Below are 12,405 nucleotides of genomic sequence, written 5' to 3' on the forward strand. Positions count from 1 at the left end.
TGAAAAGACGCCAAGGATATCCCGAAGTGGTGTTCAGGCGCGTATCTGCGCCCAGTCCAGGCCGAAACGCGCCAGGTACTTGCGCAGCCGGTCGGCGTCGTTGGGGTTGCGCTTGTCCTGGCGCGAAACGGCGAACAGCCGGCGTCCCGCCTCGGAAAGGGTCTTAGCCCCGCGGCACACCTCCAGCACCGCCTGCAGTTGCAGGCGGTCGAACAGATCCAGGGCCTCCACCCGCTGCCCCAGCAGATCAGCCAGTGGCTCCCGGCCCGCATCGAGCCCCCAGGCCTGGCGCAGGCGGAGGATCTCCTCCTCGACCAGCGCCTCGTCGATCCGCCCGCTGTCGGCCAGGGTCGCCATCCGTGTGATGGAAGCCGACAGCTCGCGGAAGTTGCCGGCCCAGCGCGCTTCGCTGGAACCGGCGAAGGCCAGGTAGCGACGCTTGGCCTCCAGGTTGAAACGCACCTGCCGCCCTTGCTCGCGGGCGTGCCGCTCCAGTTCGAAGTCGATGTTCGGCTCGATGTCCTCGCGGCGTCCAGCCAGGCCCGGCAACTCGAAGGTCCACAGGTTGATGCGGGCGAACAGGTCCTCGCGGAACAGGCCTTCGGCCACTCGTCCGCGCAAGTCGCGGTGGGTCCCGGCGATAAGCTGGAAGTCGCTCTCCACCTCACGGTCCGAACCCAGCGGGAAGAAGCGCTTCTCTTCGATCGCCTTGAGCAGCATCGCCTGTTCGTCGGCGCCCAGCTCGCCGATCTCGTCGAGGAACAGCATGCCACCGTCGGCTGCGCGCAGCAGGCCTTCGCGCGCATTCTGCGCGCCGGTGAAGGCGCCCTTGACGTGGCCGAACAGGGCCGACATCGCGCCGTCGCCGCGCAAGGTGGCGCAGTTGACCTCGACGAAACGCCCGTCGAGCTGGTGCCGGCTGCGCTTGAGTTCATAGATGCGCCGGGCGAGGAACGATTTGCCGGCACCGGTCGGCCCCACCAGCAGCATGGGTGCCCGCGAACGCACGGCGACCCGCTCGATCTGCTCGATGGAGCGGTTGAAAGCGGCATTGCGCGTGGCGATTCCCGACTTGAGAAAAGCCAGGCTTTCCTCCTGTTCGCGGCGGAACCGCGAGGCGATGCGGTCGTAGCGGGACAGGTCGAGGTCGATCAGCGTCGCCGAGCCCTCGGGATGGCGCGCCTCGTCCTTGCGCCGCGACGGCGAGGTCTGCACCAGCCGGGCCGGCAGGTAGCGCGCCTCGGTAAGGAGGAACCAGCAGATCTGCGCGACATGGGTCCCGGTGGTGATATGCACCAGGTAGTCCTCGCGCTCGGTGTCGAAGGGGTAGGCGCTGACGAAATCGTGCAGGGCGCCATAGACCTCCTCGAAGTCCCAGGGGTTGCGCAGTTCCATCTGCTGCAGGCGGACCTCGGTATGCGGCGACACCGCGGCGATGTCGGCGCGAATCCGCTCGGCCAGGCCGAGGTCGCGGGCGTCGTTGCCGTGGATCAGTTCGAGGCGGTCGATCAGCAGGTCCGGCTGCTGGCACAGGCCGATGCTCGGCCGCCACTTTTGCCAGCGCGCCGCGCCCTTGCCGAGACGGTCGAGGGTGGCGCCGATGAAGCCGATGGCGACCGTGCGTTTCATCACTGCTTATCCTTCAAGATAAAGATCGATATGAAAATATATAGAAATAGTCGGACATCTCTCCATCGAATTCGCCGACGAATCGCAATAAAAAATTTATTCACCTTTAAAATCAAATAGTTAATCAAGAAATAGTCTCATCGATAAAAACCTGGCACGCCGCTCGCTATATCCATCTCGACCGCATCGCCCATGCAGGCCGACGGGTCGGGACTCCAGTCCCGCCGGTGCCCGAGCCCACCCCTGGTGTCGGCGTCGTGCATGCCGCCCGCAACAACGACGGTCATTCGCGAATGACGGCAATGCCGCTTCGCGGTTCGATAGCTCAGCCTGGTAGAGCAACCATCCACGAAATGGTCTGTCGCGGGTTCGACTCCCGCTCGAACGTTGCCTTAACGGCAATCACTCAATGGCAACACCCGCCGGTGTGGCCGAGGCGAACTGCGCAAGCGGCCAGGAAGGCCGGAGAACGCAAGGGAGCCGAAGCCGCCGCCGGCCCGTCCGGCCCGCGGTTCGGGCACGGGGCAAGGCAGGCCGGGGATCGAGGGAATCGATCGCATGGACAGGACGTCCGCCAGGCCAACCTCCTCCGCGCTCCACCCGCGACGCTCGACGGGCCGGCAACACCGGCACCACGGAAGAATGAAAGGAATGAAGAGATGAAAATGCTGAAGCGCTTTATCGTGAAGAAGAACGAACGCGGCCTGCTGTACTCCGAAGGCGACTTCCTCGCCGTGCTCGAACCGGGCACCTACCGCCGCTTCGATCCGTACGACCGCCTGAGCCTGGAAAGCTTCAGCCTGAACACCCCGCAGTTCGAACACCGCCTGGCCGGCTACCTGCGGCAGAGCGAACCGCAACTGGTGGAGCGCTATTTCACCCGGATGGACCTGGGCGACAACGAGGCCGGCCTGCGCTACGAGGACGGCGTGCTGGTGGAGCTGCTCGCACCGGGCAGCCGCCGACTGTACTGGAAAGGCCAGACCGAGCAGCGCCTGGAGCGCATCGACCTGACCCAGGACTATCGATTGTCCGCCGCGCTGGTCGCCCAGTTGCACCAGCCGAACCTGCGCGGCCGGGCCCTGGCGGGCCTGGACGCAGTGTTGCTGGTCCAGGTGCCGGCGTTCCAGGTCGGCGTGCTCAAGGTCGACGGCGCCCTTGCCGGCCTGCTGCAAGCCGGACAATACGGTTTCTGGCGCTACAACCGGCAAGTCAGCGTGGAACTGGTCGACACCCGTATCCAGGCGCTGGAGGTCAGCGGCCAGGAGATCCTTACCCGCGACAAGGTCAGCCTGCGCCTGAACCTCGCCGCCAACTGGCGCTACAACGACGTACTCACCGCCTTCTCGCGGCTGAGCAAGCCGCTGGAGTACCTGTACCGCGAGCTGCAGTTCGGCCTGCGGGCGGCAGTGGGCACCCGTACCCTCGACGAACTGCTGGAGAACAAGCAGTCGATCGACGAAGCGGTCAGCGCCCACCTGGCCGCCAAGCTGGAAGACAGCGGCCTGGAAGTGAGCGGCCTGGGCGTGCGCGACATCATCCTCCCGGGCGAAATGAAGACCCTGCTGGCGCAGGTGGTGGAGGCGGAGAAGGCGGCCCAGGCCAATGTGATCCGCCGCCGCGAGGAAACCTCGGCGACCCGCTCGCTGCTGAATACCGCGAAGGTCATGGAGGAAAACCCGACCGCGCTGCGTCTGAAAGAACTGGAAACCCTGGAGCGGGTGGCCGAGCGCATCGACCGGATTTCGGTATTCGGTGGCCTGGACCAGGTATTGAACGGACTGGTCACGCTGAAGCAGGCCTGATCACGAACGATAGCCGCGCCGTCGACGGGACGACGCGGAGCACAAGGAAAGCACGATGAAAGACATGAATATCCTCGAAGTGGCCGGCGGCAAGCCGATCAAGCTCTGGACCCAGGGCGTACCGGTGGAGGAGGAAGCGCGCCAGCAGTTGCTGAACACGGCGAAGATGCCCTTCATCTTCAAGCACCTGGCGGTGATGCCTGACGTGCACCTGGGCAAGGGCTCGACCATCGGTAGCGTGATCCCTACCCTCGGCGCGATCATCCCGGCCGCGGTGGGCGTGGATATCGGCTGCGGAATGATCGCCGCGCGCACCTCGCTGGTCGCCGCCGACCTGCCGGACAACCTGCACGCCCTGCGCAGCGCCATCGAGCAGGCGGTACCCCACGGCAAGACCTTCGGCCGCCGCGACCGCGGCGCCTGGCACGAGGTACCGGAGGCCGCCGACCAGGCCTGGAAGGCGCTCGCCGGTCGCTTCAAGGCGATCACCGACAAGCACCCGAGGCTGGAGAAGACCAACAACCGCCAGCACCTGGGAACCCTCGGCACCGGCAACCACTTCATCGAGGTCTGCCTGGACGAGGCCGACCGCGTCTGGTTCATGCTGCACAGCGGTTCGCGCGGGGTCGGCAACGCCATCGGCAACCTGTTCATCGAACTGGCCAAGGCGGACATGCGCCAGCACATCGCCAACCTGCCGGACAAGGACCTGGCCTACTTCGAGGAAGGCAGCCGGAACTTCGACGACTACGTGGAAGCGGTCGGCTGGGCCCAGGATTTCGCCCGGCAGAACCGCGCGCTGATGATGCACGCGGTGATCGAGGCGGCGCGCCAGGTGATCCGCAAGCCGTTCGAAGCCAACCTGGAGGCGGTCGATTGCCACCATAACTACGTGCAGAAGGAGCGCCACTTCGGCCAGGAGGTACTGGTCACCCGCAAAGGCGCGGTGTCCGCGCAGAAGGGCCAGCTCGGCATCATTCCCGGCTCGATGGGGGCGAAGAGCTTCATTGTCCGCGGCCTCGGCAACCAGGAAGCGTTCTGCTCGTGCAGCCACGGCGCCGGGCGAACCATGAGCCGGACCAAGGCGAAGAAGGTCTTCAGCGTCGCCGACCAGGCCCGCGCCACCGCCCACGTCGAATGCCGCAAGGACGCCGACGTGATCGACGAGATCCCGATGGCCTACAAGGACATCGACCGGGTCATGGAAGCCCAGCGCGAGCTGGTGGAAGTGCTGCACACCCTGCGTCAGGTGGTGTGCGTGAAAGGATGACGGGCGCCCTGTGGCGCCCGCTGGGGAAGAATCGAAATGAACAGGGAAGAACGCCATCCGCTCCCCGCCGCCATGCGCGAGCGGGTACTGGATGAGCTGGAACGGATCGAACGCGAGCACGACGTAGTCGTGCTCTACGCCTGCGAGTCGGGCAGCCGGGCCTGGGGCTTCGCTTCGCCGGACAGCGACTATGACGTACGCTTCGTCTATGTGCATCAGCCCGAGTGGTATCAGCGCGTCGAGGAACCTCGCGACGTGATAGAACGCCCGCTGAGCGACGAGCTGGACATCAGCGGCTGGGAGCTGCGCAAGGCGTTGCGCCTGATGCGCAAATCCAACCCGGCCCTGCTGGAGTGGCTCGGCTCGCCGCTGGTGTATCGGGAAGAGCCTGGCGTGCGCGAGGAACTGCTCTGGCTGGGCAACGCCTTTCACTCCGTACCTGGCAGCCGCCATCACTACCTGTCGATGGCACGCAAGAACTACCGCGGCTACCTGAAGGGCGACAGCGTCCGGCTGAAGAAATACCTCTACGTCCTGCGCCCGTTGTTCGCGGTGCGTTGGCTGGATGCAGGCCTGGGCTTGCCGCCGGTGGCGTTCGAGAGGCTAGTGGAAGCCACGCTGGACGACCCGTCGCTGCGCGAAGAGCTGGATGCCCTGCTGAGCCTCAAGCGTCAGCGCGACGAATCGGCCTACGGCCCTCCGCGCCTGGCGCTGCAACGCTTCATCGAAGCGGAGTTGCTCCAGGCCGAACGAGGGGCCGCCCAACCAACCGGCGCGCGCCAGGACAGCCGACTGCTGGATCGCTACCTCCACGACAAGATATGGCAATACACAAGGGAAACCTCATGAGAAAGGACCTCATCGAACTCGACGGCAGCGAAGGCGGCGGGCAGATCCTGCGTAGCGCCCTGAGCCTGTCGATGACCAGCGGCCAGCCGCTGCGCATCCGCAACATCCGTGGCCGGCGCAGCCGTCCGGGGCTGCTGCGCCAGCACCTCACCGCGGTGCGCGCGGCGGCGGAAATCTGCGCGGCCGAGGTCGAGGGTGCCGAACTCGGCTCACGCGAGCTGGCGTTCCGGCCCGGTGCGATCCGCGCCGGCGACTACGCCTTCGCCATCGGCTCCGCCGGCAGTTGCTCGCTGGTACTGCAAACCCTGCTGCCGGCGCTGCTCGCGGCCAACGGCGAAAGCCGGGTGAGGATCAGCGGCGGCACCCACAATCCACTGGCGCCGCCGGCGGACTTTCTCCGCGACAGCTGGCTGCCGCTGCTGCGGCGGATGGGCGCGGAAGTCGACCTGGAACTGCTGCGCCACGGCTTCGTACCCGCCGGCGGTGGCGAGCTGCTGGCGCGGGTACGCCCGGCGCGCTGGCGGCCGCTGCAACTGGAGCATCCCGGCGCGGCGCTGCGGCGCCAGGCGCGGGCGCTGCTCGCCGGGATTCCCGGGCACGTCGGCGAGCGCGAGCTGGAGAGGGTCCGCCAGCGCCTCGGTTGGAGCGACGAAGAACGCCAGCTGGAGTTCCTCGCGGAGGACCAGGGGCCGGGCAACGCCCTGCTGCTGCGGATCGACTGCGAGCACATCTGCGCGACCTTCTGCGCCTTCGGCCAGGCCGGCGTCAGCGCCGAACGGGTGGCGGAACAGGTCGCGACGCAAGCCATCGGCTGGATGGAAAGCGGCTGCGCGGCGGACGAGCACCTCGCCGACCAATTGCTGCTGCCCATGGCCCTGGCCGGCGCCGGCAGCTTCACCACGCCACGGCTGAGCGCCCATCTGCAAAGCAACCGCCGGATTATCGAACGCTTCCTGCCGGTGAGGATCGGCGACCAGGCGCTGGACGGCGGCGGTCATCGCATCGTCATCACATCGGCTTGACGAATTCCTCACCAATGCCGACCTAGACTCGCGCCGGACCTGCCAGCGGGCCCGGCGCGAACCTCCGGGAGTCCCGTCCCGGCGGTCGAGGAGTCCCAGCCATGTCTTCTTCGCGTCTCGGCGTGCTTGTCCTCGCCCTGCTCCTGCTCACCGCCACCCTGCTCGGCGGCTGCGAAAACACCCACCAGCACCTGCTCGCCCAGGGCTACCCGCCCGCCTATGCCGACGGTTTCGACGACGGCTGCGGCAGCGGCCGCCAGGCGGCCGGCTCGATCAGCGGCGAATTCCGCAAGGACGTCCCCCGCTACCTGCGCGAGGCGATCTACGCCAGCGGCTGGGGCGACGGCTTCGAGCAATGCCGGTCGATGGCGCAGAGCGAAGAGCGGCGGCGCTTCGAGGAACGCCAGTGGAACGACCGCGACGACGATTGGCAGCGCGACCGCGACCGCGTGCTGGCCCGGGCCTTGCGCGAGCGCTGAAGCACGCTGCGACAACCATCCGCAGTGCCGATCCCGGTACGCTTGATCCACGTCAAGCCGGGCGCAGCGCCGCTGGCCTCTCCTCACAGGACCGGTTGTAACGCCTGATAAGGAGAAAAAAAGATGCAGTCCTCGCAACTGCTCCCGCTTGGCAGCCTGTTGCTGTCGTTCGCCACGCCCCTCGCCCTGGCCGATGCCCTGCACGACCAGGCCAGCGCGCTGTTCAAACCCATCCCCGAGCAGGTCACCGAGCTGCGCGGCCAGCCCATCAGCGAGCAACAGCGCGAACTCGGCAAGAAACTGTTCTTCGACCCGCGCCTGTCACGCAGCCATGTGCTCAGCTGCAACACCTGCCACAACGTCGGCACCGGCGGCGCCGACAACGTACCGACGTCGGTCGGTCACGGCTGGCAGAAGGGGCCACGCAATTCGCCGACGGTCTTCAACGCCGTGTTCAATGCCGCGCAGTTCTGGGATGGCCGCGCCAAGGACCTGGGGGAGCAGGCCAAGGGCCCCATCCAGAACAGCGTCGAGATGCACAGTACCCCGCAGTTGGTCGAACAGACCCTGGGCAGCATCCCGGAATACGTGGACGCCTTCCGCAAGGCCTTCCCCAAGGCCGGCAAGCCGGTCAGCTTCGACAACATGGCGCTGGCCATCGAGGCCTACGAGGCGACCCTGGTGACTCCGGACTCGCCCTTCGACCTGTATCTCAAGGGCGACGACAAGGCCCTCGACGCGCAGCAGAAGAAAGGCCTCAAGGCGTTCATGGACAGTGGCTGCAGCGCCTGCCACAACGGCATCAACCTGGGCGGCCAGGCCTACTTCCCGTTCGGCCTGGTGAAGAAGCCCGACGCCAGCGTGCTGCCCAGCGGCGACAAGGGCCGCTTCGCCGTGACCAAGACCCAGAGCGACGAGTACGTATTCCGCGCCGCGCCCCTGCGCAACGTCGCCCTCACCGCGCCGTACTTCCACAGCGGCCAGGTCTGGGAGCTCAAGGACGCGGTGGCGATCATGGGCAACGCCCAGCTCGGCAAGCAGTTGGCGCCGGACGACGTGGAGAACATCGTCGCCTTCCTGCACAGCCTGAGCGGCAAGCAGCCGCGCGTCGAATATCCGCTGCTGCCGGCCAGCACGGAGACCACGCCGCGTCCCGCGGAATAACCGGCACAAGGAAAAACGGGGCTCCCCTGGAGCCCCGTTTTTTTCCTCGATGGGACAACCTCAGACCACGCCCTGCGCCAGCATCGCATCGGCGACCTTGACGAAGCCGGCGATGTTCGCCCCCTTCACGTAGTTGACCCGCCCCTGCTCCTCGCCGTACAGCAGGCAGGCATGGTGGATCGACTGCATGATGCCGTGCAGCTTGGTATCCACCTCGCCCTCGCTCCAGCGCAGGCGCATGGCGTTCTGCGACATTTCCAGGCCGCTCACCGCCACTCCGCCGGCGTTCGACGCCTTGCCCGGCGCGTAGAGGATGCCGGCCTCGAGGAACAGGTCGACGGCTTCCAGGGTCGAGGGCATGTTGGCGCCTTCGGCGACACAGACGCAGCCGTTGGCCAGCAGGCGCCGCGCATCCTCGGCATCCAGTTCGTTCTGGGTCGCGCAGGGCAGCGCGATATCGCAGGCCAGGCCCCAGGGCCGGCGCCCTTCGAGGAACTGCAGGGAAAACTGCTCCGCCATCTCGCGGATGCGCCCGCGGCGCACGTTCTTCAGCTCCATCAGGTATTCCCACTGCTCGTCGGAGAGCCCCGCCTCGGCATACAGGGTGCCTTCGGAATCGGACAGCGAGATCACCTTGCCGCCCATTTCCATGACCTTGCGCGCCGCGTACTGGGCGACGTTGCCCGAGCCGGAGATCGCCACCCGCTGGCCGTCGAAGCCGCGGCCACGGTCCTTGAGCATTTCCTGGGCGAAGTAGACGCAGCCGAAGCCGGTCGCCTCCGGGCGGATCAGGCTGCCGCCGTAGCTCAGGCCCTTGCCGGTCAGCACCGAGGTGAACTGGTTGGACAGGCGCTTGTACTGGCCGAACAGGTAGCCGATCTCACGCGCGCCGACGCCGATGTCGCCGGCCGGCACGTCCAGGTCGGCGCCGACGTGGCGGTACAGCTCGCTCATGAACGACTGGCAGAAACGCATCACCTCGGCGTCGCTCTTGCCCTTCGGATCGAAGTCGGAGCCGCCCTTGCCGCCGCCCATGGGCAGAGTGGTCAGGGAGTTCTTGAAGACCTGCTCGAAGGCGAGGAACTTCAGCACCCCGAGGTTGACCGAGGGATGGAAGCGCAGGCCGCCCTTGTAGGGGCCGATGGCGCTGCTCATCTGCACCCGGTAGCCACGGTTGACCCGTACCCGGCCCTGGTCGTCGACCCAGGGTACGCGGAACAGGATCGCCCGCTCGGGTTCGACGATGCGTTCGATGATGCCGGCTTCCAGGTAGTGCGGGTTGGCCTCGAGGAACGGCCAGAGGGAACGCAGCACCTCTTCCACCGCCTGGTGGAATTCGGGCTGATCGGGATCGCGCCGCTTCAGGCGCTCGAGGAAAGCGTCGACGGATTGCGTCATTTTTCTCACCGGTTTCTAGTTTTGTGAACAATTTTTTGCGCGTGACTCTAACAAGCCAGGCGGCACCTAGAAAGTGCGAAATGACGCATTGATGAATCTTTATGGTGCAAAACTGAAACTTTCCGGGTCCGCCAGAACGGCTAGGGCCAGAGCGCACGCCTGGAACCAGGTTGCCTCCCGGGGTGGCCACGCACTGTTGAAGGGCGACGAAAGCACCGTTCGCGTGCATCCCGGCGCCAGATGCGAAAGGGCCTCCCCCTGACGGGGGAGGCCCTTTCTCTGCCTACGGCCGGGTCTAGAAGTCGTAGGTCGCGGACAGGCTGAACACCTGTCCCTTGCTGGTTGCCCTGCCATCCAGGCGTCCGCCGCCGAGGCGATCCTGGTTGACCGTCTTCAACGGCACCTCCTTGACGAACTGCCGCGAGTAGGCCGCGTCGATCGACAACTCCGGCATCGACTGGAAGCGATAGCCGGCGCCCAGGGAGGCGAAGTAGCGATCGCCGTCGGGAATCCGCGGGTCGCGGGTGGCATTGTGAGTCGGCGTCTGGTCGTAGGCGACCCCGGCGCGCATGGTCCACTGTTCGGTCACCTTGTAGTCGCCGCCCACCGCCAGGGTCCAGGTGTTCCGGTAGGTGTAGGGGATGGAGACGATCGTGTTGCCGTGGGACTTGAGGGTCAGGTCCTGGAATGACGACCACTCGGTCCAGGTGGCGCTGGCGCCCAGGCTCAGACGGTCGTTGAACTGGTGTACCCAGTCCAGCGAGGCGTAGGCGGGGATATCCAGGCGCGCCGAGGCGGAAGCGCCCATGCGCAGGTCCAGGCCGGGATAGGCCAGGCCCGGAGTGCCTCCCTCGATGGCGCCCTCGGTCAGCCCACCGTCGTGGTCGTAGAGGTTGTAGTGACCCTTCAGCTTGTTGCGGATCTTCGCGTGGTAGGCGAAGCCCAGGGTGTCGCGGTCGGTCGGCTTCCACACCGCGCCGGCGAAGAAGCCGGGCGAGGTGTTGTCCACCTTGACCCGCATCAGCGCGGACGAGTTCGAGGCCGGGAACGGAATCCCGCCCATGCCCGGGGAGTTGGCGGCCGAGGCATAGAGATCGAGGTTCTGGCTGACGAAGCCGGAGGTGCGCTGGATGATCACCCCGGCGCCCAGGGAGAAGTTGTCGTTGACCTTGAACGACAGGGAGCCGGTCAGGCCGATCGTCTCGATCTTGGTGTCCACCGCGAAATCGCGGCCTTTCCAGTTCGGGTCCCAGGTACTGCGCATTCCCATCGGAACGACCTGGCTCAGACCGAAGGCGAAGCGGTCGTTGATCGGTACGACCAGGAAGCCGGTCGGCAGCCACGCGCCGAATCCGGCCTGGCCGCCATCGTTGGTAGCCAGCTCGGGAGTGCCCGGCCCATCCTGGTAGCCGCCGGTCATGGGATTGCCCTGGTAGTCGTAGGCATCGCCGTTGTACTTGATGTCGATATCGGCGTAGTTGATCGTCAACTGGGCGATCCGCTTGTCGATGAAAGCCATGGCCGCCGGGTTGTTGAACGCGGCGCTCGGATCGTTGGGAAACAGCGAGCCGCCTGCCATCGCACGGCCCCAGCCCGCCGTGTTGGTGGTCGGTACCATGAAGCCGCCGGCTTGTGCCTGGGACGTGCCGAACAGTCCGCCGACGATCAGGGCGCAGAGCAATGGCAATGGTTTTCTGGCAAACAGGCAGGAAATATCGTTTTTGTTGTTCAAGGTTTCACCCCTGGTGGCTGCTAGTGCACGGGGCACGATGGTCGGCCTGCTTGAGCGTCCTGGCGGACACCCTCCCCCAGGCCGTTTTCCATGTGCGAACGAGGTTCTGCGCCGCTTCCGGCGGAAACTCCCTCGGACCTGCCGGCCCGCGAAGGACGCCTGGCAGCGGGAGCGCGAAACCGCTGGCGCCGAAGGCGCCAGCGGCAGCCCGGATTACGGGTTGACTACGAAGGCCGGGGTCGGCTGCACACTCAGGCTGTTGATCTTGCAGTTCCCAGCCAGCGACTGATTGCTGGCGCTGAGGGTATTGGTGGCGTTGCTCCAGGAACCGTTGACGGTGCTCGGGCCACAGGTAGAGGAGAGAATCTTGAAGCCGACGCCATCGACCTTGCCGGCGGTGGTGCTGGAGACGGTCAGCTTCCACGGCAGGCCGGTCATCTGCGGCACGCTGCACAGGGTGTTGCTGCCGCTGACGGTGACGCTGTCGATCGAGGCATAGGAACCATCGGCGGCTGTCGTGCCCTTGAAGGTGATGTTGCAGGTCACTGGCAGATTGAGCGACGCCGGCGAGCTCACGCTGATGGTGCCAGGTGCGGTGAAGGCCGAGTTGACCGGGGTGATGGTGGCCGCGCTGGCCATGGACGAAACGCTCAGGCAGAGAGCAAGAGCAGCAAAGGACGGCAGGGACTTGATGGATTTCATTGTTTTGTATCCTTCCAGTGAGTTGGCAACGCTCGCGGTTGCCGAGCCTTGATCATGCGGCAGGATCGTCGCCGACCCGCCCCCACGACCACCTTGTGCCTTCCCGTCCGTTCCACCTGCCAGGCGAACCACACCACCCGCCTTGACCGTGCGTACCGGGATTCGGGAGAAGCTTTATCTCATGAGTCCTATCCGGTGCCGACGCTGACGGTCCCCACGACGAGCCGGGACAGACCGGATATCAGAAAGATCCGATAGGTTTGCCAACCCGCCGCACCTCGGAATGCCCGCCTGGCCGACCTCCGCGAACGCAGGCCTGACAGGGCTGGCAAACACCGCGAGGGGGCAGTGGACC

At 66.1% G+C, this 12,405-nt stretch carries 10 protein-coding genes and 1 tRNA gene; 7 read left to right on the forward strand and 4 right to left on the reverse strand.

Annotated elements, in window-relative coordinates; genetic code table 11:
- Positions 1-33 precede the first annotated feature (33 nt).
- Positions 34-1,629 (reverse strand): RNA repair transcriptional activator RtcR, encoded by a 1,596-nt coding sequence (gene rtcR / locus VQ067_RS25150; protein ID WP_003119412.1) that lies wholly within the window; start codon positions 1,627-1,629, stop codon positions 34-36.
- Between the two features lie 314 nt (positions 1,630-1,943).
- On the opposite strand from rtcR, the gene VQ067_RS25155 reads away from it, so the two are divergent.
- The 7 genes from VQ067_RS25155 (at position 1,944) to ccpA (ending at position 8,218) form a co-directional block, all read left to right on the forward strand.
- Positions 1,944-2,017, forward strand: a tRNA-Arg gene (locus VQ067_RS25155).
- A 271-nt stretch (positions 2,018-2,288) separates the two neighbouring features.
- Positions 2,289-3,434 carry a slipin family protein gene (locus VQ067_RS25160; protein ID WP_003116273.1) on the forward strand — a complete coding sequence of 382 codons (1,146 nt, stop codon included), beginning with the start codon at positions 2,289-2,291 and terminating at the stop codon, positions 3,432-3,434.
- A gap of 55 nt (positions 3,435-3,489) precedes the next feature.
- Positions 3,490-4,704 carry an RtcB family protein gene (locus VQ067_RS25165; protein ID WP_033991132.1) on the forward strand — a complete coding sequence of 405 codons (1,215 nt, stop codon included), beginning with the start codon at positions 3,490-3,492 and terminating at the stop codon, positions 4,702-4,704.
- A 36-nt stretch (positions 4,705-4,740) separates the two neighbouring features.
- A complete protein-coding gene (locus VQ067_RS25170; RefSeq protein ID WP_021264108.1) occupies positions 4,741-5,553 on the forward strand; it encodes a nucleotidyltransferase domain-containing protein in 813 nt (270 codons plus the stop codon).
- Positions 5,550-6,575 (forward strand): RNA 3'-terminal phosphate cyclase, encoded by a 1,026-nt coding sequence (gene rtcA / locus VQ067_RS25175; protein WP_003111141.1) that lies wholly within the window; start codon positions 5,550-5,552, stop codon positions 6,573-6,575. Before VQ067_RS25170 ends, rtcA begins: the two co-directional genes overlap by 4 nt.
- A 101-nt stretch (positions 6,576-6,676) precedes the next feature.
- Entirely contained in the window at positions 6,677-7,054 is a 378-nt protein-coding gene (locus VQ067_RS25180) for a hypothetical protein (protein ID WP_004364343.1), read from the forward strand.
- Positions 7,055-7,177: 123 nt separating this feature from the next.
- Positions 7,178-8,218: a cytochrome-c peroxidase CcpA gene (ccpA, locus tag VQ067_RS25185; protein WP_004364346.1), complete on the forward strand. Its 1,041-nt coding sequence runs from the start codon at positions 7,178-7,180 to the stop codon at positions 8,216-8,218.
- A 60-nt stretch (positions 8,219-8,278) separates the two neighbouring features.
- Here the strand turns inward: ccpA and gdhA are convergent, their stop codons facing one another.
- The 3 genes from gdhA to praA form a co-directional block, all read right to left on the reverse strand.
- The gene (gene gdhA / locus VQ067_RS25190; RefSeq protein ID WP_003094817.1) at positions 8,279-9,616 is read right to left on the reverse strand and encodes an NADP-specific glutamate dehydrogenase; all 1,338 of its coding nucleotides are present in this window, start codon (positions 9,614-9,616) and stop codon (positions 8,279-8,281) included.
- Between the two features lie 295 nt (positions 9,617-9,911).
- Positions 9,912-11,303 carry an outer membrane protein transport protein gene (locus tag VQ067_RS25195; RefSeq protein ID WP_022580133.1) on the reverse strand — a complete coding sequence of 464 codons (1,392 nt, stop codon included), beginning with the start codon at positions 11,301-11,303 and terminating at the stop codon, positions 9,912-9,914.
- Positions 11,304-11,561: 258 nt separating this feature from the next.
- The gene (praA, locus tag VQ067_RS25200; protein WP_003094820.1) at positions 11,562-12,050 is read right to left on the reverse strand and encodes an alkane oxidation protein activator PraA; all 489 of its coding nucleotides are present in this window, start codon (positions 12,048-12,050) and stop codon (positions 11,562-11,564) included.
- Between the last annotated feature and the right edge of the window lie 355 nt (positions 12,051-12,405).

It is taken from the genome of Pseudomonas sp. KBN12P06040 (assembly GCF_037574965.1).
In the GTDB taxonomy this organism is placed as follows: domain Bacteria; phylum Pseudomonadota; class Gammaproteobacteria; order Pseudomonadales; family Pseudomonadaceae; genus Pseudomonas; species Pseudomonas aeruginosa.